At 68.9% G+C, this 22,559-nt stretch carries 28 protein-coding genes; 12 read left to right on the forward strand and 16 right to left on the reverse strand.

Annotated features, from left to right (window positions below; genetic code table 11):
* Positions 1-153 precede the first annotated feature (153 nt).
* Entirely contained in the window at positions 154-318 is a 165-nt protein-coding gene (locus ACT6XY_RS08000; protein WP_444747810.1) for a DUF3309 family protein, read from the forward strand.
* Between the two features lie 41 nt (positions 319-359).
* Here ACT6XY_RS08000 and yidD read toward each other — a convergent pair whose 3' ends face one another.
* Together yidD and ACT6XY_RS08010 are read right to left on the reverse strand one after the other, a co-directional pair.
* Positions 360-731 (reverse strand): membrane protein insertion efficiency factor YidD, encoded by a 372-nt coding sequence (yidD, locus tag ACT6XY_RS08005; protein ID WP_444747811.1) that lies wholly within the window; start codon positions 729-731, stop codon positions 360-362.
* A complete protein-coding gene (locus ACT6XY_RS08010; RefSeq protein WP_444747812.1) occupies positions 728-1,177 on the reverse strand; it encodes an iron-sulfur cluster assembly scaffold protein in 450 nt (149 codons plus the stop codon). Before ACT6XY_RS08010 ends, yidD begins: the two co-directional genes overlap by 4 nt.
* Before the next feature lie 227 nt (positions 1,178-1,404).
* Between ACT6XY_RS08010 and folE the strand changes: the two genes are divergently transcribed.
* A complete protein-coding gene (folE, locus tag ACT6XY_RS08015; protein WP_444747813.1) occupies positions 1,405-2,034 on the forward strand; it encodes a GTP cyclohydrolase I FolE in 630 nt (209 codons plus the stop codon).
* A 62-nt stretch (positions 2,035-2,096) separates the two neighbouring features.
* Here folE and ACT6XY_RS08020 read toward each other — a convergent pair whose 3' ends face one another.
* Entirely contained in the window at positions 2,097-2,795 is a 699-nt protein-coding gene (locus ACT6XY_RS08020) for a metal-dependent hydrolase (protein WP_444747814.1), read from the reverse strand.
* Positions 2,796-2,883: 88 nt separating this feature from the next.
* Here ACT6XY_RS08020 and ACT6XY_RS08025 point away from each other — a divergent pair, with 88 nt between their 5' ends.
* Positions 2,884-3,291 carry a hypothetical protein gene (locus ACT6XY_RS08025; protein ID WP_444747815.1) on the forward strand — a complete coding sequence of 136 codons (408 nt, stop codon included), beginning with the start codon at positions 2,884-2,886 and terminating at the stop codon, positions 3,289-3,291.
* Complete coding sequence (ruvX, locus tag ACT6XY_RS08030) at positions 3,288-3,764, forward strand: Holliday junction resolvase RuvX (protein WP_444747816.1); 477 nt, start codon at positions 3,288-3,290, stop codon at positions 3,762-3,764. The genes ACT6XY_RS08025 and ruvX overlap by 4 nt, the downstream gene beginning before the upstream one ends.
* A 169-nt stretch (positions 3,765-3,933) precedes the next feature.
* Here ruvX and ACT6XY_RS08035 read toward each other — a convergent pair whose 3' ends face one another.
* A complete protein-coding gene (locus tag ACT6XY_RS08035; RefSeq protein ID WP_444747817.1) occupies positions 3,934-4,860 on the reverse strand; it encodes a bifunctional helix-turn-helix transcriptional regulator/GNAT family N-acetyltransferase in 927 nt (308 codons plus the stop codon).
* Between the two features lie 54 nt (positions 4,861-4,914).
* Entirely contained in the window at positions 4,915-5,157 is a 243-nt protein-coding gene (locus ACT6XY_RS08040) for a FliM/FliN family flagellar motor switch protein (protein ID WP_106747913.1), read from the reverse strand.
* Positions 5,158-5,219: 62 nt separating this feature from the next.
* Between ACT6XY_RS08040 and lipB the strand changes: the two genes are divergently transcribed.
* Together lipB and ACT6XY_RS08050 are read left to right on the forward strand one after the other, a co-directional pair.
* Complete coding sequence (gene lipB, locus ACT6XY_RS08045) at positions 5,220-5,933, forward strand: lipoyl(octanoyl) transferase LipB (protein ID WP_444747818.1); 714 nt, start codon at positions 5,220-5,222, stop codon at positions 5,931-5,933.
* Positions 5,934-5,948: 15 nt separating this feature from the next.
* Positions 5,949-6,521: a DinB family protein gene (locus tag ACT6XY_RS08050; protein WP_444747819.1), complete on the forward strand. Its 573-nt coding sequence runs from the start codon at positions 5,949-5,951 to the stop codon at positions 6,519-6,521.
* A gap of 374 nt (positions 6,522-6,895) precedes the next feature.
* Here ACT6XY_RS08050 and ACT6XY_RS08055 read toward each other — a convergent pair whose 3' ends face one another.
* The 3 genes from ACT6XY_RS08055 to ACT6XY_RS08065 are packed head-to-tail and all read right to left on the reverse strand — an operon-like array spanning position 6,896 to position 8,859.
* Entirely contained in the window at positions 6,896-7,183 is a 288-nt protein-coding gene (locus tag ACT6XY_RS08055; protein ID WP_444747820.1) for an acylphosphatase, read from the reverse strand.
* Entirely contained in the window at positions 7,168-8,415 is a 1,248-nt protein-coding gene (locus tag ACT6XY_RS08060; protein WP_444747821.1) for a class I SAM-dependent methyltransferase, read from the reverse strand. Before ACT6XY_RS08060 ends, ACT6XY_RS08055 begins: the two co-directional genes overlap by 16 nt.
* Before the next feature lie 6 nt (positions 8,416-8,421).
* Entirely contained in the window at positions 8,422-8,859 is a 438-nt protein-coding gene (locus ACT6XY_RS08065) for a gamma-glutamylcyclotransferase family protein (protein WP_444747822.1), read from the reverse strand.
* A 227-nt stretch (positions 8,860-9,086) separates the two neighbouring features.
* Between ACT6XY_RS08065 and ACT6XY_RS08070 the strand changes: the two genes are divergently transcribed.
* Both ACT6XY_RS08070 and ACT6XY_RS08075 read left to right on the forward strand, forming a co-directional pair.
* Positions 9,087-10,811 carry an IlvD/Edd family dehydratase gene (locus tag ACT6XY_RS08070; protein ID WP_444747823.1) on the forward strand — a complete coding sequence of 575 codons (1,725 nt, stop codon included), beginning with the start codon at positions 9,087-9,089 and terminating at the stop codon, positions 10,809-10,811.
* A gap of 319 nt (positions 10,812-11,130) precedes the next feature.
* Positions 11,131-12,057, forward strand: coding sequence for an AEC family transporter (locus tag ACT6XY_RS08075; RefSeq protein ID WP_444747824.1), 927 nt, complete (start codon positions 11,131-11,133; stop codon positions 12,055-12,057).
* 64 nt (positions 12,058-12,121) lie between these two features.
* Here ACT6XY_RS08075 and ACT6XY_RS08080 read toward each other — a convergent pair whose 3' ends face one another.
* From ACT6XY_RS08080 to rpoZ, 8 genes are all read right to left on the reverse strand, one after another.
* A complete protein-coding gene (locus tag ACT6XY_RS08080) occupies positions 12,122-12,478 on the reverse strand; it encodes a hypothetical protein (protein ID WP_444747825.1) in 357 nt (118 codons plus the stop codon).
* Between the two features lie 150 nt (positions 12,479-12,628).
* Positions 12,629-13,045, reverse strand: a complete 417-nt coding sequence (gene acpS / locus ACT6XY_RS08085) for a holo-ACP synthase (RefSeq protein WP_444747826.1) — start codon at positions 13,043-13,045, stop codon at positions 12,629-12,631.
* Complete coding sequence (locus ACT6XY_RS08090; RefSeq protein WP_444747827.1) at positions 13,042-13,500, reverse strand: hypothetical protein; 459 nt, start codon at positions 13,498-13,500, stop codon at positions 13,042-13,044. The genes acpS and ACT6XY_RS08090 overlap by 4 nt, the downstream gene beginning before the upstream one ends.
* Positions 13,497-14,090 carry an orotate phosphoribosyltransferase gene (pyrE, locus tag ACT6XY_RS08095; RefSeq protein ID WP_444747828.1) on the reverse strand — a complete coding sequence of 198 codons (594 nt, stop codon included), beginning with the start codon at positions 14,088-14,090 and terminating at the stop codon, positions 13,497-13,499. The genes ACT6XY_RS08090 and pyrE overlap by 4 nt, the downstream gene beginning before the upstream one ends.
* Before the next feature lie 186 nt (positions 14,091-14,276).
* Positions 14,277-15,536 (reverse strand): ricin-type beta-trefoil lectin domain protein, encoded by a 1,260-nt coding sequence (locus ACT6XY_RS08100; RefSeq protein ID WP_444747829.1) that lies wholly within the window; start codon positions 15,534-15,536, stop codon positions 14,277-14,279.
* A gap of 143 nt (positions 15,537-15,679) precedes the next feature.
* A complete protein-coding gene (locus ACT6XY_RS08105) occupies positions 15,680-16,264 on the reverse strand; it encodes a hypothetical protein (RefSeq protein ID WP_444747830.1) in 585 nt (194 codons plus the stop codon).
* Between the two features lie 633 nt (positions 16,265-16,897).
* Positions 16,898-19,063 carry a RelA/SpoT family protein gene (locus ACT6XY_RS08110; protein WP_444747831.1) on the reverse strand — a complete coding sequence of 722 codons (2,166 nt, stop codon included), beginning with the start codon at positions 19,061-19,063 and terminating at the stop codon, positions 16,898-16,900.
* 174 nt (positions 19,064-19,237) lie between these two features.
* Positions 19,238-19,627, reverse strand: a complete 390-nt coding sequence (rpoZ, locus tag ACT6XY_RS08115; protein WP_106747897.1) for a DNA-directed RNA polymerase subunit omega — start codon at positions 19,625-19,627, stop codon at positions 19,238-19,240.
* Positions 19,628-19,971: 344 nt separating this feature from the next.
* On the opposite strand from rpoZ, the gene ACT6XY_RS08120 reads away from it, so the two are divergent.
* The 4 genes from ACT6XY_RS08120 (at position 19,972) to ACT6XY_RS08135 (ending at position 22,466) form a co-directional block, all read left to right on the forward strand.
* A complete protein-coding gene (locus tag ACT6XY_RS08120) occupies positions 19,972-20,619 on the forward strand; it encodes a LabA-like NYN domain-containing protein (RefSeq protein ID WP_444747832.1) in 648 nt (215 codons plus the stop codon).
* A 6-nt stretch (positions 20,620-20,625) separates the two neighbouring features.
* A complete protein-coding gene (locus ACT6XY_RS08125; RefSeq protein ID WP_444747833.1) occupies positions 20,626-21,267 on the forward strand; it encodes a uracil-DNA glycosylase in 642 nt (213 codons plus the stop codon).
* Positions 21,268-21,338: 71 nt separating this feature from the next.
* The gene (locus ACT6XY_RS08130; RefSeq protein WP_444747834.1) at positions 21,339-21,638 is read left to right on the forward strand and encodes a hypothetical protein; all 300 of its coding nucleotides are present in this window, start codon (positions 21,339-21,341) and stop codon (positions 21,636-21,638) included.
* A 108-nt stretch (positions 21,639-21,746) separates the two neighbouring features.
* Complete coding sequence (locus tag ACT6XY_RS08135) at positions 21,747-22,466, forward strand: superoxide dismutase (RefSeq protein WP_444747835.1); 720 nt, start codon at positions 21,747-21,749, stop codon at positions 22,464-22,466.
* The last annotated feature ends 93 nt before the right edge of the window (positions 22,467-22,559 follow it).

Below are 22,559 nucleotides of genomic sequence, written 5' to 3' on the forward strand. Positions count from 1 at the left end.
AGCCGGGCGCGCACCGGAGATAGCCGAGCCGCAGCGCGATTGCAAAACCTCAGCCGCGCCCCGCGCCGTGGTTTGACAGGAGCGGCTTACCGCGGGCGCGGGGAACAAGGAGGCCAAATGGTGGGTTGATGCCGGCAACACGGAGGCACCACCATGTCACTCGGCACCATCCTTCTCATCCTTCTCGTCCTCGCCCTGCTCGGCGGCTTCAGCGGCATCGGCGGCGGGCCCTTCTACGGCACCGGTTACTACGGCGGCGGCGGCCTCGGCGTCGTGCTGGTGATCGTGCTGATCCTGGTGCTGATGGGACGCCTGTAGGCCCGACGGCGGAGCCGCCTCAGCCGGCGGCCTCCGGCCGGTCAGGAATCTCGCGGCGCGACCGCCTCGCAGACGGGGCCGCCGCGCCGCCAACGCCACCTGCCATAGCGCCACGGCAGATACCAGCGGCTATCCACCGGCCGCTCCATCGGCGGATTGTCGATGCCGGACGTTCCGAAGGGATGGCAGCGACAAAGACGCGCCAGCCCCATCCAGCCCCCCGCCCAGAGTCCGTGCCGCAGCATGGCCTCGTCCATATAGGCCGAGCAGGTCGGCATGTGACGGCACCAGCGGCCGACCAGCATGGAAATCGTCAGCTGATAGGTGCGGATGAGCCCGTGGCCGGCGAGGCGAGGCCAGCGCCGCGGCCTGATGTCGCCGAACAGGCGGTCAAGCTCGCCTCCCGCACTCACTGTGCGGCGGCGGGGACGCGGGCCGCCTCGGCCCGGGCGATGGCGTCCACCACCGCGTCGAAGGTGAGGAGCGTGGAGGCATGGCGCGCCTTGAAGTCCCGCACGGGCTCCAGCACGGCCACGTCGGCCCACTTGCCCGACGGCGCCGGACCGTTCTCCTTCAGCATGCGGCGCACGTCCTCGCGCAGCCTGCGCAACTCGTCGGTCGTCGATCCCACCACATGCTGCGCCATCAGCGCGGAGGAGGCCTGACCGAGGGCGCAGGCCTTCACGTCGTGGGCAAAATCCACCACCACGTCCCCGTCGAGGGCGAGATCAACGGTCACCGTCGAGCCGCAGAGCCTGGAATGGGCGGTAGCCGAGCCATCGGGGGCCGCGAGGCGGCCGAGCCGCGGAATCGTCGCGGCGAGTTCGAGAATGCGCTTGTTGTAGACGTCATCCAGCACGGCGGGCGCTCCCAGGGCCAAGATGAACGGCTGTTCATGGCGCGTTCAGGCCTGCTCATCATATATGCGTCGCATCGAGGCATTAAAGCCCGGCACGAGACCGGGACATCGATGGGCGGCGCAGGATCGCGACAATCTGTCGCAGAGGTGTCCCGATCCCGGGAGCCGGTCCGAAACGTTGTCACGAGGCGTAGCTGGAAACGTTTCCAAGACCGGAGTTGAGTCTGATGGATGCCGTCGTCACGTCCCTTCCCCTCCAGAAGGGCACGGAGGCACTGCGCCGCCGCCGCCCCACCCGCGAGGAGGCGGAGGCCGCAGTCCGAACCCTGATCGAATGGATCGGCGACGATCCCGACAGGGAGGGCCTCGTCGCCACCCCCCGCCGCATGGTCAAGGCCTGGGAAGATCTCTTCCGCGGCTATGGCCAGTCGGCGGCCAAGGAGCTCGGGACGGTCTTCGAGGAGGTCGGGGGCTACGGCGACATCGTGCTGGTGCGCGACATCCCCTTCTTCTCCCACTGCGAGCACCACATCGTGCCGATCAGCGGTCGGGCTCACATCGCCTACTATCCCCGCGAGGGCGTGGTGGGCCTCTCCAAGCTCGCCAAGGTGGTCGACATCTATGCCCGCCGCCTTCAGACGCAGGAGAACATGACGGCGGAGATCGTCGGCGCCATCGAGGAGAGCCTCAAGCCGCGCGGCCTGGCCGTGCTGGTCGAGGGCGAGCACATGTGCATGTCCATGCGCGGCGTGCAGAAGCAGGGCGTCTCGACGATCACCACGGGCTTCACCGGCCTGTTCAAGGACGATGCGTCCGAGCAGGCGCGGTTCATGCAGATGATCCGCGGCTTCCGCTGACCAACGTCGCACGGACCTGAACGACAACGCCCGCCGCACAGGCGGGCGTTGTGCGTTGGGGATCAGAGATCGACGCTCCCGCCCGGCTTCGGCACCGCCACCTTCGTCTTCGATCCCGCCATGCCCGCCACGAACTTGTCGGCGGTCGGGTCGAGCAGGCCGAAGGTGGCGTAGTGGCACGGGACGACCGTGTCGAAGGTGAAGAACTTCTGGCAGGCGAAGGCCGCGGCGTCGCCGCCCATGGTGAAGCGGTCGCCGATCGGCACCAGCGCGTGGGTCGGCTTGTGATACTCGGCGATCAGGCCCATGTCCGGCATCATGTCGGTGTCGCCCATGGCGTAGAGCACGACGCCGCCCTTCTGCTTGACGATCAGCCCGTTGGGATTGCCGAGGGCGTGGCTGACCCCGTCATGGAAGTCGCAGGACGAGTGCAGGGCATTGGTGAGCGTCACCGTGAAGTCGCCATGGTCGGTGGTCCCGCCGCAGTTCATCGGGTCGAAGGCCTTGAGGTCCTTGTTCGCCAGATACATGCAGAGATCGTAGTTGGTGACGACCTTGGCGCCGGTCTCCGCGGCAATGGCCAGCGTGTCGCCCACATGGTCCGCATGGCCGTGGGTGAGGAGAATGTGGGTGGCGCCAGCGATCGCCTCGGCGCGGTCGCCGGTGAAGCTCGGATTGCCGGTGAGGAACGGGTCGATCAGCACCACCGACGCGCCGAAGTCGAGGCGGAAGGCCGAATGGCCGAGCCAGGTGAGTTTCATCGTGCTTCGCTCCAAAATGGGATGAGCCGTGGCAGGGCGCCCGTTGTAGGATGAGACCTCGTTTCAGGCAAAGCGGGGGAGATCCATCATGAGCATCTGGCCTATCGCGCAGCTGGTCCCGGGCACCGTGGCGCAGAGCATCCTGCCCGGCTGGGGGTCGACCAACGTCACCGTCAACTACCAGGGCTCCCCGGATGTCGAGACCGAGGTGGTCCGCGATGTCGCCAGCTTCGGCCGGCAGATCGGCTGGCTGACCGAGATCGTTCTCGCCCAGCGCGACGGCACCCCTGAGAAGGCGGCAGAGGCGGAGGCGAAGCTGCGCGGGGCTGCCGCCAAGATCCGCGAGATCAAGGAACGCCGTGCCGCGAGCGCGCGTGCCGAGGCGGCCGAGGCGCTGGAGCGGTTCCGCAAGGAGCACCCGGAGCGCTATAGACGCTTCCTGCGCGAGAAGGCGGCCGAGCTGCCGCCGGCCGGCCCGGAGGACACCACGACTTGATCGCCGAACTCCACGACATCCGCGGCAAGGTCGGCGTCGGCCGCCGGCTGCTGGGCCTCGACCTCGGAACCAAGACGATCGGCCTCGCGCTTTCCGACGTCAACTGGACCATTGCCACCCCGCTGGAGACGATCAAGCGGGTGAAGTTCACGCCGGACGTGGCGGCCCTGCTGGCGCTCGCCGAGAAGCATGATGCCGGGGCGCTGGTGATCGGCCTGCCGAAGAACATGGACGGCACGGAGGGACCGCGCGCCCAGTCTACCCGCGCCTTCGTCCGCAATCTCGTGCCGAAGACGGAGCTTCCCATCGTCTTCTGGGACGAGCGCATGTCGACGGCGGCGGTGACGCGGACGCTGCTCGAGGCGGATGCCTCGCGGGCACGGCGGGCCGAGCTCGTCGACAAGATGGCCGCCGCCTACATTCTGCAGGGTTTTCTCGACCGGCTGGGCTACGGGGATTTCGAGGGGCGGTGAGGCGCGCAGCCGCAGCCGGAGCCACCGTCGTCGATCTCGCCCTCCCTTGTCGTCATGCCCGGGACAAGCCCGGGCATGACGCGTGGATGGTGCGGCACGACTATTCATCGCCCCCCGGCGCCAGACGGCGCGTGGCCGGCAGGACTCCGACAAGCGCAATGGTCCGCCGTCACCTCATCCCGAAATCCAGCGTCCAGTTCTGCCCGACGAGGTCGACGCCGAAGGAATGGTGCCTTTCCTCCGCCGACAGCGCGAAGCCCTCGTCCACGTAGATGCGGCGGGCGGCGGCGAGAATATCGTTGGTCCACAGGGTCATCCCCGCATAGCCCGCGCCCTTTGCGAAGGCGATGCAGTCGCGCACCAGCCGGCGACCGAGGCCGGTGCCGCGCTGGGAGGCGTCGACATAGAGCATGCGGAGCTTGGCGATCCCCTCGCCGCCGTCGACGCAGAAGACCGAGCCCACGACCTCGCCGGCCCTGTCCGCGATGAAGGCCCGCTCGCGGGCGGGGTCGTTCGCTCTGAGGAAGGCGGCCGCGATCTCGGCGACGAGGGCCTCGAACTCGTCGTTCCAGCCGTATTCTCCGGCGTAGATGCGCGCCTGGCCGGCGATGATCGCGCCCATGTCGCCGGGGCGATGGCGGCGGACGACCACCTCCGGGCCCTCCCCCGCCACGAGATCCCGCACCGTCGCCATGGCGGCGACGAGCCGGTCGCGATCCCCCGGGCCGAGGCGCGTGAGCATGGTGCCGACCTCGGCGCGCGAGGCCTCGTCATAGGGTGAGAAGGCGTCGCGGCCCGCGGCCGTGAGGCTGAGCAGGCTGCGGCGGGCATCGTCCGGCGCGGGGCTGCGGGAGACGAGCCCCTCCGCCTCGAAGCGGCGCAGGATGCGCGAGAGATAGCCGGCGTCGAGGCCGAGGTCCTCGCAGAGGTCGCTCGCCGCGAGGCCGTCGCGGGTGAAGAGCTCGTAGAGCACCCGCGCTTCGGTCAGCGACCAGGAGGAGCCGAGATAGCGGCCAAGAAGGCCGATGGCGCGGGTGTAGAAGCGGTTGAAGCCGCGCACGGCGGCGATCTGGCCGTCGAGGTCATCCGGTATCATATGAAGCTCTCCCCAGACGGGAGGCTTCAGCATTTAGTTGACCGAGTCAACCAATTAGCGGAGCTCGATCGGGCGCGGCAGCATCTCGGTGATCTGCACGCCGATGCGGTTGCCGTTGATGACCACCTGCCCCCGGGCGATGGGCATGTCGTTGGCGAGGATTTGCACCTCGTCGTCCTCCGTGGCATCGAGTTCGATGATGGCGCCGCGGGCCATGCGCAGCATCTGGTGGATCGGCATGACGGTCGTGCCGAGGACCACGGAGATGTCGAGGGAAACTGTTTCGAGCTGGGCCATGTCGCCTTTTGCCAAATGCACGTCGCGGGTTCCCGAGCACCCTGACCAAACATGGTGAACGAGTGGTAAACGATCGTTCCAATCTGGTGCTGGGCCTCGCCGCGCCGGCCGATGCGCCGCCGGTCGAATGGGTCATCAGCGAGGGCCTGGTGCCCTATCCGGAGGCGCTGGCGGCCATGGAGGCCCATGTCGCGGGGATTTCAGCGGGCACGGCGCGCGAGCGGGTCTGGCTGCTGGAACACCCGCCGCTCTACACCTCCGGCACCTCGGCGACGGCAGACGGCGTGGTCGATGCGCGATTCCCGGTCTTCGAGGCCGGGCGCGGCGGGCAGATGACCTATCACGGGCCGGGCCAGCGGGTGGCCTACGTCATGCTCGACCTCAACCGCCGCAAGCGGGACCTCCGGGTCTTCGTGGCGGGACTGGAAGACTGGATCATCGGTACGCTCGACGCCTTCAACATCCGCGGCGAGCGGCGCGAGGACCGCGTCGGCGTCTGGGTGAAGCGACCGGGCAGGGGCGAGGGATCAGAGGACAAGATCGCCGCCATCGGCATCCGGGTGAAGCGCTGGGTCACGCTGCACGGCATCTCGCTGAACGTCGAGCCGGACCTCGCCCATTTCGGCGGCATCGTGCCCTGCGGCATCGCCGATCCGCGCTACGGCGTCACCAGCCTCGTCGATCTCGGCCTGCCGGTGACCATACCGGAGGTTGATGCCATCCTGCGGACTGCCTTCGAGCAACGTTTCGGACCGACGGCGGTGGAAGCTGCCTGAACCGGAGACGCCGCGATGCCCGCCTCGAACGTCCAGACCTTCCGCGCCTCGGCCTACAACAATGCCTGGGCGAACCATCGCCTGCTGACGGCCTGCGCGTCCCTGACGCCGGAGGAGTTCGCCGCGACGCGGACGAGCTTCTTTCCCAGTATCGCGGCCACGCTGAACCACAACCTCATCATTGACTGGTTCTACGTGGATGCGCTGGAGGGCGGCGACCTCGGTCCGAAGGCCTGGGAGAACCAGATCCCTCATCCCGCGCTCGCCGACCTGAAGCGGGAGCAGGCGGCGGTGGACCGACGGCTCATCGCGTTCTGCGATGCCCTGACGGAGGACAAGCTGAACGGCGAGATCAGGGTCAACCGCATCACGCGCTGGCAGGTGGAGCGGACCGACCGGCTCCTCATGCACCTCTTCCAGCACCAGGTGCACCATCGCGGCCAGGCCCATGCCATGCTGGCGGGGACGGCGGTGAAGCCCCCGCAGCTCGACGAGTTCTTCTCCATCGGCGAGGCGCCACTGAGGGCGGCGGAGTTTGCGGAACTCGGCTGGACCGAGGAGATGGTGTGGGGGAAGGACGGCGCGTAAGGCGCCGCTTGCACTACCCGAGTGCGTCCTTCGAGGCTCGCTGACGCTCGCACCTCAGGATGAGGACGGTGAAGTCTGGCACAGCCGGCGACGAGGACAGCGCTCGGGGCAATGCACGGCCTTCCTCATCCTGAGGTGCGAGGCCGGAACGGCCGAGCCTCGAAGGACGCACTGACGTCGTGCAGGGCGCCCATTCCCCCGGAAAGGGCCCCACCCGCACCCTCCCCTCGCTCCGCGAGGAGAGGGGGACTTCGACGGCGAGGGCCTCCTTGTCGGCCGTGCCTGGCTCGGCCGGTCTTCAGAGAGGCGGGCCGCTGTGGTTCCCTCCCCGCGCAGCGGGGGGGTGCGGGTGGGGCCTTCAACCCGAAAGACCGTCATTCCGTAGGTAGGATGGCCATGCCCTCGGCGGGACCTGCCGCACGCTCCGCATCCGTCGCCGCCCGCCGTTCGATCCGGTCGACCTTGGCCCCGGCGGGACCGCTCATCGCAAGGCGGACGAGCGCCTCCACGGCCGCGTCGGCGCCGTCGATCACCGCCTCGACGCTCTCGTCGGCGCGGTTCCGCACCCAGCCCGCCACGCCCAGCTCCAGCGCCCGGCGGCGGAACCACTGGCGGTAACCGACGCCCTGGACAATGCCTTCGATCCTCAGGTGGAGCGCCACGGCAGCCCGCCCTCCCGCGTCGCCAGTTCCGTCTCCCTGGCGGTGATGAAGTCGCGCGTCACCGGCACGGCGTCGCGCCTCCCGGAGAGGAGCAGCTGGTAGACCATGTTGGAGCCGTCGCGAAAGCCGAGCTCCACCGCTGCGAGATAGAACTCCCACATGCGGGCGAAGCGCTCGCCCTGCATCGCGACGACCTGATCCCTCACGCCCTCGAAATTCTCGCGCCAGGCCTTGATGGTCCAGTAGTAGTGCAGGCGCAGCACCTCGCAGTCGTCCACCCACAGGCCGCAGCGCTCGGTGGAGGCGAAGACCTCCGACAGCGCCGGCACGTAGCCGCCGGGAAAGATGTATTTGCGGATGAAGGGTGCCGTGGTGCCGGGCGGCGACATGCGGCCGATGGCGTGGATCATGGCGTAGCCGTCACGCCCGCAGAGCCGCTTCACGGTCGAGAAATAGTCGTCGAAATGGGCGACGCCGACATGCTCCATCATGCCGACGGAGACGACGCGGTCGAAGGTGCCGGTCAGTTCGCGATAGTCCTTCTCGAAGAAGGTGACGCGGTCGGCGACCCCCGCCTGCGCGACCCTGTCGCGGGAGGCGGCGAGCTGGTCCGGCGAGACGTTGATGGCGGTGACCTTGGCGCCGCAGACGGCGGCGAGGTAGGTGGCGAGCCCGCCCCAGCCCGAGCCGATCTCGGCCACCGTCATGCCCGACTCGATGGCGAGCTTGGCGGCGATGTGGCGCATCTTGGCGACCTGCGCCTCCTTCAGGCTCATGTCCGGCCTTGAGAAGTAAGCGCAGGAATAGCTCATCGTCTCGTCGAGCCAGAGCTCGTAGAAGGCGCGGGGATGGTCGTAGTGGCTCGACACGTTGGCCGCCGCCTGCCCCACCCTGTTCGACTGGTGGCGTCGCTTCAGTGCCCGCCAGACCTTGCGCAGGGCCTGCTGCACCGGGTGCGAGCCGAGCCCCTCCCGGTTCACCGAGAAGAGCGTCAGGAGGTCGAGGACCCTGCCGCCGTTCTCGAAGGTGAGGCGCCCGTCCATATAGGCTTCCGCCGCCGAAAGCTCGGGATTGAAGAAGAGCTCGCGCTGCACCTTCGGGTCGTGGAGCTTCATCGTGACGTCGGGTCCTTCGACCCCTGAGCCGAAGCTTTCGCGAGTGCCGTCGTGGTGGATCACCGTCAGCCGGCCGTTGCGGACGAAACGCGACAGCAGATGGGCGAGCATGCTCATGGGTATTCAGCCTCGCAATCCGTTTCGCGCGACGCGGCGAAGATCCGCGATCGCGGCGGCGGGAAGGTGCCAGGACATCGCCGCAGCGAGAACGGCCTCCTCGAAGGGGCGGCGGAGCAGCCTGGCGCCCGCGCGCATCCTGCCGCCATGATAGACGATCGCGGTGCGGGCGCCACCGGGCGCGGTTACCGGCAGGCGGCTGCGGCGATAGCCGCCCGGTCCCAGGCCCTCGTAGACATCGAGCCGCACAAGGTCGCGTGGCGTCAGCCGCCACAGCACGCCGTGAACGGTTCCGGCGAGGACCGGATGCAGGGAGAGATACCCCGCCGGCGTGACGAAGAGCCGATGCCCCGCGAGACGCGCGATGCCGACGGCCCGGGCCGCCGGAGCGCGAAGCGCCATGTCGGCTGCGCTCATGTTGGTGCCATAGGCGAAACAGAACATGGGCCAGGGATGGCAAAGCCGGCGAGGAGGAGCAAGGGGGGCGCTCTTCGGCCCCAATCATCTGCAGATGCGAGATGCAAGCACCGCAAGCAGGAGGTGCGTCCTTCGATGCCGATACAGACAGGCGGGCCGGACGAGCGTTGAGCGCGGCCCTGACGTTCGTGCCGGAGCCTCCCGGAAATCCCTGCGCCGTGCTTTGGTGCGATTCCAAAGGGAGGACAACAACCATGGCGAAACGCCCGACCGGCACCACCAGCAAGGCTCCGCGGGGCATGCGCAAGGGGCTCACCGCCTATGGCGATGCCGGCTTCTCGCTGTTCCTGCGCAAGGCCTTCATCAAGGCGGCGGGCTTTTCGGACGACGCGCTCGACCGGCCGATCATCGGCATTACCGACACCTTCTCCGACTACAATCCCTGCCACGGCAATGTGCGGCAGCTCGTCGAGGCGGTGAAGCGCGGGGTCATGCTGTCGGGCGGCCTGCCCTTCGCCTTCCCCACCGTCTCCATCCACGAGAGCTTCTCCAACCCGACGTCGATGTTCCTGAGAAACCTCATGGCCATCGACACCGAGGAGATGATCCGCGCCCAGCCCATGGACGCCGTGGTGCTGATCGGCGGTTGCGACAAGACCGTGCCGGCCCAGCTCATGGGCGCCGCTTCGGCCGATGTCCCCGCCATCCAGCTCATCACCGGTCCCATGCTGGTCGGCCACTACAAGGGCGAGGTTCTCGGCGCCTGCACCGACTGCCGCCGGCTGTGGGCCATGCACCGCGCCGGCACAATCGACGAGGCGGAGATCGAGGCGGTCTCAGGGCGCCTCGCGCCGACGGTCGGCACCTGCATGGTGATGGGCACGGCCTCCACCATGGGCTGCCTCACCGAGGCGCTCGGCATGGCCCTGCCCCATACCGGCACCATCCCCGCGACCCACGCCGACCGCATCCGCGCGGCGGAGGCCTCGGGGCGCGAGGCGGTGAAGATGGCGGCGGCCGGCCGCAAGCCGAAGGACGTCATCACCCAGGCCTCGCTCCGCAACGCCATGGTGGTGCTGCAGGCGATCGGCGGCTCCACCAACGCCGTCGTCCACCTCGCCGCGCTCGCCGGCCGGCTCGGGCTGACCTGGGACCTCGGCGAGCTCGACAGGCTCGGCCGCGAGGTGCCCGTTCTCCTCGACCTGAAGCCCGCAGGCTCCCACTACATGGAGCATTTCCACTGGTCGGGCGGCGTGCCGCGCCTGCTGCAGGAGCTCAAGGACCATCTCGACCTCGACGCCCCGACCGTGACCGGCGAGCGGCTCGGCGACTGGGTGGACCGGGCCGAGCAGGTGCCGGGCCAGACCATCATCCGCTCCCTCGGCCAGCCCCTGAAGAAGACGGGCGCTCACGCCGTCCTGCGCGGCTCGCTGGCGCCCGGCGGCGCGGTGATCAAGGCGGCAGCGGCGACGCCGAAGCTGATGGTCCATACCGGCCGCGCCGTGGTCTTCGAGGATGTCGAGGACATGACCAACCGCATCGACGACCCGGACCTCGACGTCACCGCCGACGACATTCTCGTCATGCGCAATGCCGGGCCGAAGGGCCACCCGGGCATGCCGGAGGCGGGCCTCCTGCCGATCCCGAAGAAGCTGGCGCAGCAGGGCGTCACCGACATGATCCGCATCTCCGACGCGCGCATGTCCGGCACCGCCTACGGCACCATCGTGCTGCACGTGACGCCGGAGGCGGCGGAAGGCTCGCCGCTGGCGCTGGTGCGCTCCGGCGACAGGATCAGCCTCGACGTGCCGAACCGGCGGGTGGACCTGCTGGTGGACGAGGCGGAGCTCGCCGCCCGGCGGAAGACGTGGAAGAAGCCGAAGCACATGCGCGAGCGCCAGCGCGGCTATCGCAAGCTCTACCTCGACCACGTGACCCAGGCGGACAAGGGCTGCGACTTCGACTTCCTGGAGAAGTGAGGGGGCGACGGCGGGACGGTTGGCTCGGGCAGCGGCCGGAATTTGATGGCCGACCGTTTCGTCCACTCCGCCCGTCATGCCCGGGCTCGTCCCGGGCATCCACGAATTCCTTTCGACGGGCGGTGTTCAAGTCGTGGATGCCCGGCACCAGGCCGGGCATGACGGGTGAGGCTCCCGCGCGAGCAACCGAATCCGCGGCGCCGCGTTCGCACTCCTTCTTGCCCCCTCCCCCTTTCCGCCACCCCCTCATGCGCGGCGCGGCTTGCTCACCGGGCCTGCGCGTGATCGAAGACCCCTCCCACCCTCGCGACCCTTCCCCATGTTCCCCATCATCGCCAGCCTCGCGCCCGTCTTCCTCATCATCGTGCTCGGCGCCTGGCTGAGGGCGCTGCCGCTCATCGACGAGGCCGGCTGGCGGGGCCTCGAGCGCGCCACCTACTACGTCTTCTTCCCCGCCATGATCATCATGACCATGGCCAAGGCGGACCTGCGCTCGGTGCCGGTGCTCGCCATGGGCTTCTCGCTGATCGCCGGCATCCTCGCCATGGCGGCGATCCTGCTCATGCTGCGCCCGCTGCTCGCCCGCACCCTCGGCACCGACGGGCCGGCCTTCACCTCGGTGTTCCAGGGCGCGACGCGGTGGAACTCCTTCGTCGCCATCGCCACGGCCGGGGCGCTCTACGGCCAGCTCGGCCTGACGCTCACCGCCATCTCGGTGGCGGCAATGATCCCGCTTCTCAACGTTCTCGCGGTGGTGGTGCTGCAGCGCTATGCCCAGGACAAGCCGGTGGTGATCGGCCCGACGGTGAAGGCGCTGGCGAGCAATCCCTTCATCTGGTCCTCGGTGCTCGGCATCATCATCAACGTCGTCGGCATCCCGCTGCCGGTGATCGCCATGCGCTTCGGCGACATTCTCGGCGCGGCGGCGCTCGGCACCGGCCTGCTCCTGGTCGGCGCGGGGCTCGACGTCGGCGCCTCCCTGAAGCCGCGCGCCATCACCTGGGTCACCACCGGGCTGAAGCTGCTTCTCATGCCCGCCATGGCCGGCGGCATCGCCATGGCGCTCGGCGTCGACGGCGTGGCGCTGAAGGTCGCCATCCTCTCCGCCGCCATGCCCAGCGCCTCGGGAGCCTATATCCTCGCCCGGCAGATGGGGGGCGACGCGCCGCTCATGGCGGAGATCCTGACGGTGCAGACGCTGATGGCGGTCGTCACCATCCCGCTCGTCCTCGCCCTGGTGGGCTGAGACGGGGGCTGAAACGACAACGGCCCCCGCGAGGGGGCCGCCATCATATCGATTTCCGTGCCGCTCAGTCGTAGTAGCGGAACGTGTGGGGGTAGCGGTCGTCCACCGAGGGGCCGCGACGATAGACGCGGGCCGGCTCGCGGTAATAGACCGGCGGCGGCGCCTCGTACTCGGCCGGCGCATAGGAGCGGTAGCGCGGACGATAGTAGTAGCCGTCGTCATAGGCCTGGCGGCGCTGGTCGGCGGCGATCGCCGCGGCGCCGAGGCCGATGATGCCGAGGGCGATGCCGGCGCCGATGGCGGCACCACGGTCACCACGGTAGTGGCGGCGATACTGCGCCTCGGCGGGCGCTGCCAGGGTGGCGACACCGGCGGCGACGACGACGGCGGCGACGGTGGCTTTGAAGGAACGGGAAAGCATGAGAATGCCCCTTTCTGTCCGTCCGGGATCTCGTGGCGCGACGCGCCTCGCTGCGGACCCCTTGTGAACGTGGGAGCTAAGTAGCGGTTCCCCGTTGAACCGGTTCTGAACGAAGAAAGGCGGCATCGTGGCACCGCCGTGAACGGCCGTTCATCCCGCCGTGGCGGGCGTCCCGGGCAGGGCCTCGAGGATGACGAAGGCCTGCGCCATGGGGAAATCGTCGGTGATGGTGAGGTGGACGACGAGGCGGTGGCCGGCCGGCGTCAGCGCCTTCGCCCGCTCCAGCGCGCCGCCGGTGAGCACCATGGTGGGGGCGCCGGAGGCCATGTTGGCGACGCCCATGTCCTTCCAGAACACGCCGCGGCGGATGCCGGTGCCGAGCGCCTTGGCGCAGGCCTCCTTCGCCGCGAAGCGCTTGGCATAGGTCGCGGCCCGGTGCGCCCTCCCCTCCGCCCTCGCCCGCTCCACATCGGTGAAGAGGCGGTGGGTGAAGCGCTCGCCGTGGCGCTCCAGCGACTTCTCGATGCGGCGGATGTCGCAGAGGTCGGAGCCGATGCCGATGATCACGCCGGCCGCCTCCGCGCCAGCAGGGTCAGCCAGACCCCGCCGGCGAGCACGGCGAGGCCGAGGAGGATCAGCGGCAGGCGCTCGCGCGGCGGATCGTTCAGCACAACAAGGTCCTCGCAGCGCGCGCCCGGCACCACCTGCAGCGTCTCGTGCAAGGGCTTGCCGGCGGGCGCGTGGCGATACTGCACCAGCGGCACGCGGCATTCCTGCGGCATGGGGCCGATGCGCCGCTCGAAGACGAAGGTCGGCACGCCCACCGTGTCGCGGCTGGAGGTGGCGGTCTCCGAGCCCACCCAGCGGGCGGTGACCGCCTCGCCGCGGCTCGCCTGCCACCAGGTGAGGACCGGCAGGGCGTTGGGCACGAGGATGACCAGCCCGGTCAGCACGACGAAGAGCCCGACGAGCGTGCGCGAGCGCGTCGGCGAGAGCTCGTCCGCAGGACCCGGCGCGCTCAAGGCGCCGCCCCCTGGATGCCGCGCGAGCCGGGCTTCACCGCCGGCAGGCTGGCGAGCTCCGGCGGCAGGGCGTCGGCGGCATAGTCGGGCACGTACCAGGAGAGGAGGGAGACCAGCGGCACGCCGACGTCGACCTTGCCGCCCGAGCGGTCCACCAGCACCGCCGCGCCCACCGTCTCGCCGGGATGGCCGGCGATGGCGGCGAGGCATTCGCGGGTGGAGAGGCCGGTGGTGACGATGTCCTCGACAACCAGCACGCGGGCGCCCTTGGGGATCTCGAAGCCGCGGCGCAGCTTGAACTCGCCGTTCTCGCGCTCGACGAAGATGGCCCTGGCGCCAAGCTGGCGGGCCGTCTCGTAGCCCGGCACGATGCCGCCGACGGCAGGCGAGACGACGTAGTCGATGGTGCCGAACTGCGCCTTCACCTTCTCGGCGAGGGCCGCGCAGAGCCGCGCCGTGCGCTCCGGGTCCATGAACACGAACATCTTCTGCAGGAAAACCGGGCTGCGCCTGCCCGAGGACAGGATGAAATGGCCTTCGAGCAGGGCGCCCGCGGCGCGGAATTCGGCGAGCACGTCGTCAGGGGTCATGGGGCAAGGGTCCGTCTGGGGTCGACGGGAGAGACGACGAATGGGGGTGGTGAGTCAATGAGGGAGAAGCGCCAACTGACAGCATGAGGGCTTCGGCCGGACGTGCGGCCACTTCGACCTCGTAAGCCGGTCAGCCCTCCCCGTGAAGACATGCGGGACCCGCCGCGGCGACGGGGCCCGGCTTGATCACATCTGGATGTCGAAGCGCTGGTTGGCGACGTTTGGCCGACATGGCGTGCCGACGATCTTCGCGCCGGGCCGGGGGGCGCGGTCCACCGTCCAGCAGTAGTTGTCGCCGTTGCGGATCTGGCCTGTGCTCTCGTTGAACCGCCAGCGGTCCTGCGTGTCGCGGCACGAGATCATCATGACGTGCTCGGGCGGCTCCGGCGCGCGGTTCACGCTGGCGCAGGTGCCGTGGCGCTCCGACAGGCGGATGGCGTCGCCCGTGGTGACGAAGTTGAACATGGTGGCCGCATCGCAGCGCGCCAGCACGAGATCGGCGGATTCGGGGCCGTTGCCGCCGACATGGCGCACGCAGAGCCCGGTATTGGAGCGCAGGGCGAAGATGGTCGGCGCGTTGACCACCGCCGGCTGGCGCGGCGGCTGGGCCTGGGCCTGCTGCTGGCGCGGCGCGGGCGCATCGAACTGCGGCCGGCCCTGGGCCTGCTGCGGGGCCGAGGCGGGCATCACGCGGCCGAGGCGCTGGCGGCACTCCTCGACCTTGGTGATGGCGGCGGCGATGCCCGCGAGGCTGAAGTCGTAATCGGCGCGGCCGACCCCCAGCACGGCCTGCTGGCCGTTCCGCAGCGCGTCGACCTGACCCATGTTCAACCAGGCGATGGTCCAGTCGAAGACGGCCGTACCGCTGACGTCGGCGCCGGCGCGGCCCGCGGGCTCGCTGCCGTCGATCTCGAGGCGGCCCTGCCAGTCCGGGTTCGAGCGGACCGGCACCGCCAGCTGCCACTGCGTGCCGTCGCCGGGCATGGAGCGGTCGACGCCGATGCGCACGGTGCTGTCGCCGATCCGGGTCTCCGCGACGCAGTACATGAACAGCCGGCCGCTGAAGGCGGCGCTTACCTGCCACTGGCGGGCGCGCCCGTAGGGCTGCTCCATCTGGCCGTCCCCGATGATGGCGTAGCCGCCATAGTCCTGCGGCGCCACGAGCAGGGTGCCGCAGCGGGCCGCGAGCCGGCGGACGTGGACCGACGCGCTCTCGACGCGGTCCTGCGGTGTGCGCGCGCACCACTGGCGGTGCATGTCGCGGTCGCCGTGGACGCCGCGGCCGGGGTCGAGACAGGCGGGATTGGTGCGGATCGCGTCCTCGGCGGCCGTGGCGACCGTATCGGCATATTGCCGGCAGAACCTGTCGTCGCCGGGCGAACCTTGAGCAAAGGCGGCAGTGGAGACGAGAAGCGCGACGAGGGTCAGGAGAGGCGTTTTCGACATGGTGGGTCCGGTGTCTGGGCCGGCGAACCGGCGAAACAATCGAAAGGCGCGGGATCGAAGGCGTCTGTCAGCGCGTGGGGCGCCGCGGAGAGGGATAGCCGCGGAGCCGCGGCCAACCCGACCGGGACGCCCGTAACGACGCCCTAGCGCATGCTGATCGTCGCAGCCGGCGGACGGCTGCTGTCGGAGCGTCGATGCCAATAGCGGCCGTTCATGACGCCCGGCTCGGGGGAGGTCATGACGAACCAGTCCGTACCGTTGTTGGTAAAGGTGTAGGAATTGCCCTGCAGCGTGTAGCGGACGTCGAAGCAGCGACGGCCGCCGCCGGTGCCGTAGCAATAGCCGGCTTCACCCTGGCGGGCCGGATAGAGCTCGAAGGTGGCGGGAAGGACGTTGCCGTTCGACCAGCGCCAGGTGCCGCTGAACCGGACCGTTCCCGGCGTTGCCTGCGGCCGCGGCGCGGCCTGCTGCGGGCGCGGGGGCTGCGCGTTGCCGGTGCATTGCGTCACGATGCGGCGGATGTTGCCCTCGGCGCCCTGGACAGCCTGGGGTGACGACCGCATACACCAGTCGAAATGCAGCCGGTAGTCGCCGTGCACGCCCCTGTTGTAGTCGAGGCAGGCCGGATTGCGGGCGACGGCGCCCTGGCCGACCCCTGCCATGTTCGCGGCATAGCGCCCGCAGAAGTCCCGGTTCCCCTGCGCCAGGGCCGGGCTCACCAGGGCCATCGCGGCTAGCCCCGCCATCGCCAACGTCAAACGCGTGAATACGAGCATTGTATAGTCCCCCTTGGTCGGGCTCTCTTCCCCACCGTTCCGTTACCAAGCTACCGCGTCTCGTTTCGCCCAGCTACCGCACTTACGCAACGCCACTACGACGCCGGCGACACGACATGATTAGCCGAGCATATTCCCGGATATTCGGCAGTCGTCCTACGTTGAGCCGCCGGCTTTTTCCTGCGATCGCTACAACACACCAAACACTAACACATCGCCGCAAGAATACGATGCTTGCCGGTGTTTTCATTTAACTAACCTTTACGCGTGGCGCTCGGAAGAGCTCCTGAACAATTGATCGGCTACCCCACATCACACCCACGTCGCACTGTCGGCATCGGCGGCTGAACGGCAGCTGAATACCCGCTTGCCGTTTTTCCGTATTCACAAACTCTCGGGAAGGACCGTACTATTTCCGTGTCGACTCCGCCCGGGGCAGCATTCCACAGTACCCGCCAGTTTTATTACTTCGATCGCGCGAGAGGCCTTGTCGCAGCCTGGGCGGCGGATCTTCGGGCATGGCGAGCTGGTGTGGAACTCGGCCGTCGTCCGCCGAAGACCGCCGAGCCGAGGACGGCGCGCGCCCTACTCGAACACCCGCTGCGCCTCCGCCGTCATCGGCAGGGTCCTGATCCCGGCGATGATGGCGTTGAGATGCTTCAGGTCCCAGACCTCGAGGTCGATGGCGACGTTGGTGTAATCCGCCGTGGTGCGCTGCATGCGCAGGTTGTCGATGTTGCCGTCATTGTCGGCGATCACCTGCGTCACCGCGGCGAGCGAGCCCGGCGCGTTGCGCGACTTCACGGCGATGCGGGCGGGGTAGCGGGCGCGCCGCGCCTCGTCCACGTCCCAGCGCACGTCGAGCCAGCGCTCCGGCTCGTTGTCGTAGGCCGCCAGCGACGGCGACTGGATGGGGAAGATGGTGATGCCCTCGCCGGGCGTCATGATGCCGACGATGCGGTCGCCCGGCACGGCGCCCCCCTCACGCGAGAAGCGCACGGGCAGGTCGAGATTGACGCCGCGGATGGGAATGGCCCCCTCCGATTCCGGCACCTGGAACTTCAGCGCCGTCTCGCCGCCGACGCCGAACCAGCCCTCGCCGGGCTTGGGGCCGAGCGGCATCTCGCCCTTGAAGTCGGGGTGGACGGCCTTCAGCACGTCGTCCGGCGGGATCTCGTTGCGCCCCACCGCCCAGTACACGTCCTCGACGCCGGAGCGGGCGAGGCGCTTCAGACCCTGGCGGATGATGTCGTCGGAGAAGGGCTTGCCGGCCCGGGTGAAGAGCGTCTGGACGATGCGGCGGCCGAGCTCGAGATATTGCGCGCGGGTCGCCATGCGGGTGGCGCGGCGGATGGCGGAGCGGGCGCGGCCGGTGACGACGATGCTCTCCCAGGCGGGCGAGGGCGTCGCCTTGGGATCGGTGGTGATCTCCACCTCGTCGCCGTTCTGCAGCTCGGTGACCAGCGGGCGCTCGACGCCGTTGATGCGGGCGCGCGCGCAGTGGTTGCCGATGTCGGTGTGGACGGCATAGGCGAAGTCGATGCAGTTGGCCTTGCGCGGCAGGGCGATGAGCCGGCCCTTCGGCGTGAAGCAGTAGACCTGGTCGGAGAAGAGCTCGAGCTTGGTGTGCTCGAGGAATTCCTCCGGATTGTCGCCGTGGGCGAGCATCTCCACCGTGCGGCGCAGCCAGGCATAGGCGCTGCTCTCGGCGTGCTCGGCGCCGTCCTTGTAGAGGGCGTGGGCGGCGATGCCATATTCGGCAATCTCGTGCATCTGGCGGGTGCGGATCTGCATCTCGACGCGCTGGCTCTGCGGACCGATGACGGTGGTGTGCAGCGAGCGGTAGTCGTTGCCCTTGGGCGTCGAGATATAGTCCTTGAAGCGCAGCGGCACCGCCGGCCAGGTCGTGTGGATGATGCCGACGGCGGCGTAGCAGGCGGCGATGTCGTCGACGAGGATGCGGAAGGCGACGATGTCGGAGAGCTGCTCGAAGGAGACCGATTTCCGCTCCATCTTGCGATAGATCGAATAGGGCTTCTTCAGCCGTCCCGTGACCTCGGCGCTGATGCCCTCCCCCGCCAGCTTGCGGGCGAGCTGGGTCTCGATCTCCTCGATGACGGCGGCGGCGGCCTCGCGCTGGCGGTCGAGGCGCTGCTCCAGGGCCTCGTAGGCCTCGGCGTTGATCTGGCGGAAGGCCAGGTCCTCCAGCTCCTCGCGCATGTCGTGCATGCCCATGCGGCCGGCGAGCGGGGCGTAGATGTCCAGCGTCTCCTGGGCGACGCGGTTTCGCTTGGGGGCCGGCACGTAGTGCAGCGTGCGCATGTTGTGCAGCCGGTCGGCGAGCTTCACGAGCAGCACGCGCACGTCGGAGGTGATGGCAAGGAGGAGCTTCCTCAGGTTCTCCGCCTGCACGGCCTGCTTGGAGACGAGGTCGAGCTTCTTCAGCTTGGTCAGGCCGTCGACGAGTTCGGCGATGGCGGTGCCGAACTTCTCGCGGATGTCGTCCTTGGTGGCGTCGGTGTCCTCGATCGTGTCGTGCAGCAGGGCCGAGACGATGGTGGCGTCGTCCACCTTCAGGTCGGTGAGGATGGCCGCCACTTCGAGGGGATGGGAGAAATAGGGGTCTCCCGAGGCGCGCTTCTGCGTGCCGTGGGCGAGCATGGCATAGACATAGGCGCGGTCGAGCAGGGCCTCGTCGGCCTTGGGGTTGTAGCGCTTCACGCGCTCCACCAGCTCGTATTGACGCATCATGGGGGCAGGATCACCGTCGCGACGTCGGATCAGGGGGGCCGGTCAGGATAGCACCCGCCGGGGGGAACGCCGCAAGCTCCGCGGCGGCCTAGACCCCGCGGACGCTGATGGCTCCCGAACGCAAAAGGGCGGCCCGCCGGGCCGCCCTGACTGGGAGAGGAGACGCCGAGAGGCTCAGAGGCCGTCGTCGTCGTCGGTATCCTCCGGCGGCTTCAGGCCCTCGAGGCCGCGCAGCAGGTCTTCCTCGCTCATACGGTCCATGGCGACGTCGGCGTCGTCGGCGGTGGCGCCGGGGGCAGCGATCATCGGCACCATGTCCGGCTCGGGCTCGTCCACCTCGACATATTTCTGCAGCGAGTGGATCAGGTCCTCGCGCAGGTCGTCGGGGGAGACGGTGGCGTCGGCGATCTCGCGCAGGGCGACGACGGGGTTCTTGTCGCGGTCGCGGTCGATGGTGATCGGCGAGCCGGCGGCGAGCATGCGCGCCCGGTGGCTGGCGACGAGCACGAGCTCGAAGCGGTTATCGACCTTGTCGATGCAATCCTCGACGGTGACGCGAGCCATCGCTAGTCCTCGTGGAAAAAACGGGATGGGGCCTTGGAGACAGGCATCTGTCCGGCAAGCTGGCGTGTATAGCCATTGCCGCGCCGCGATACAAGGCGTGCCGGTCCGATTTGGACGGGCGGGGCGGAAGGCGGCCGCCGCTGGCGGAAACTCTGGGGAACGAACCCAATTATCAGATTGTTTCGGGAGAATGAGCTTGCTATAGATCGGCCTCAATAGGTTAGGAACGTTCTAAGCTGACCGTTTGGACAGCGTCTTGGAAGACCCGCCTTGCCCCGTGTTACCCCATTCCCGCCGAGTTCACCGTTTTCTTCACTGGATTGATTCCCCGAGGACGTTACGTCATGTCGACAGGAAATGAGCGCATTGCCCTCTTCATTGATGGTGCTAATCTTTATGCCACCGCAAAAACACTTGGCTTCGACATCGACTACAAACGACTGCTCGGTGAGTTCCGCAGCCGCGGCTACCTGCTGCGCGCCTACTATTACACCGCCCTGGTGGAGGATCAGGAATATTCCTCCATCCGGCCGCTGATCGACTGGCTCGACTACAACGGCTTCACCGTGGTCACGAAGGCCGCCAAGGAGTTCACCGATTCCATGGGCCGCCGGAAGGTGAAGGGCAACATGGACATCGAGCTGGCGGTGGACGCCATGGAGCTGGCGCCGCGGGTCGACCACATCGTGCTGTTCTCCGGCGACGGCGACTTCCGCTCGCTGGTGGAGGCGCTGCAGCGCCGCGGCGTCAAGGTCTCGGTCGTCTCGACCGTGTCCGTCCAGCCGGCGATGATCGCCGACGAGCTGCGCCGCCAGGCCGACGAGTTCATCGACCTCGCCCATCTCGCCCAGCGCGTCGGGCGCGACCCGTCGGAGCGGCCGATCCGGGCGCCGGGCACCGAGGTTCCCGGCTTCGTGCGGGAGCGGCCGCGGCCGCCGCGCCCCATCGCCCCCGCCTCCCCGATCGCCGGCGACGACTTCGCCGACCGCTGACCGTCCATGCCCAGTCCGGACCAGCCGGGGCGTGACTGCCCCCTCTGCCCGCGCCTCGTCGCGTTCCGCGAACGGCAGCGGGTGGCCCATGCCGACTGGCACAACGCGCCCGTCCCCTCCTTCGGGAGCGCGGATGCACGGCTGCTCATCGTCGGCCTCGCTCCCGGCCTGCAGGGCGCCAACCGCACCGGCCGACCCTTCACCGGCGACTGGGCCGGCGACCTGCTCTACGAGACCCTGATCGGCTTCGGCTTCGCCGCCGGCACCTATGACGAGCGGCCGGACGACGGGCTGGTGCTGCGCGACACCCGCATCACCAACGCGGTGCGCTGCGTGCCCCCCGAGAACAAGCCGACGACGGAGGAGATCGCCACCTGCCGCGGCTTCCTCACCGCCACCATCGCCGCCATGCCGAAGCTCCAGGCGGTGGTGACGCTGGGCAAGATCGGCCACGACAGCGCCGTGCGCGCCCTCGGCCACAAGCCCTCGCGGGTGCCGTTCAGCCATGGCGGCGTCCATGCGCTCGGCACCGTGACGCTGTTCTCGAGCTATCACTGCTCGCGCTACAACACGAACACGGGCGTGCTGACGCCGCAGATGTTCCGCGACGTGTTCGCCGCCGTCCGCCGCCATCTCGACGGGGCGTGAACCGTCCCGCGGACTTGTGCGACACAGAAGCGCGGCCTTCGCCGCGCGTCCTGCCCGCCCCGAGACCCGCCATGTCACCCTCGCTCCGCCGTATCCTGCGCATCGCCAGCCTCGCAGCCGCCGGCCTCGGCACCCTGTTCTGGCTCGGCGGGCTGGTCGCGGCCTACGCCGTGCCGTCGGCGCGCGCCGACGGTTTCCACATGCTGGGCGCCATTCTCGTCACCCTCTACTGGGTTCTCCTCGTGCTGCCCGGCCTCGTCCTCGCCCTACTGGACCGCTGGCCTTTGGTCTCGGCCCTTTTCGGCGCGGTGGCCATGGCGGTCGCGACCGACGTCGTCATTCCCTGGCTGCCCTGGGGCCTCCTGTCCTGAGGTTGCTCACGGCTTCGTGATCGCCCGCCCGCGTCCATGCTGCTCTTCTCGGGTGTTGCCTCAAAGACCGCCCCTCGAAGCTGGTCCCAGACACGGGAGACATGACCGATGAACCGACGCCACGCCCTCAAGCTGTTCGGAACCGCCGCCGCCATCGGCGCGACGATGTCCATTCCGGCGAGCCACAGGGTCTTCGCCCAGGCCGCCAGCGGCCCCTTCACCCTGCCCCCGGTCGGCTACGCCTATGACGCGCTGGAGCCGCACATCGACAAGATGACGATGGAGATCCATCACTCGCGCCACCACGCTGCCTTCCTCGGCGGCCTGAACACCGCCTCGCAGACCTATCGCGAGCTGACCCCCGCCAACACCGAGAAGGTGCTGCGCTCCCTGTCGGACGTGCCGCAGAACCTGCGCATGGGCGTTCGCAACCAGCTCGGCGGCTACTGGAACCACGTGCACTTCTGGGACATCATGACCCCCGGCGGCGCCAAGCAGCCCTCCGGCCCGCTGCTCCAGGCGATCAACGCGGCCTTCGGCGACGTCGACAAGATGCGCCAGCAGTTCAACCAGGCCTCCGTCGGCCGTTTCGGCTCGGGCTGGGGCTGGCTGGTGGTCGGCCGCGACGACAAGCTCGCCGTCGTCTCGACGCCCAACCAGGACAACCCGCTGATGGATAACGTCAAGGGCGTGGTGATGGGCATCGACGTGTGGGAACACGCCTATTACCTGAAGTACCAGAACCGCCGTCCCGACTACGTCACCACCTGGTGGAACGTGGTGAACTGGGACAAGGCCGCCGCCAACTTCCAGAAGGCGATGGGCTGACGGCCGGCGTCGGAGTGAGCCGGCGGGTCAGCCCCCGACCGCCGGCCCGCTCCAGAAGCCGCATCGGCGGAACCCCGGTTGCCTCGGCAGCCG

It is taken from the genome of Phreatobacter sp. (assembly GCF_052440005.1).
Taxonomy (GTDB): domain Bacteria; phylum Pseudomonadota; class Alphaproteobacteria; order Rhizobiales; family Phreatobacteraceae; genus Phreatobacter.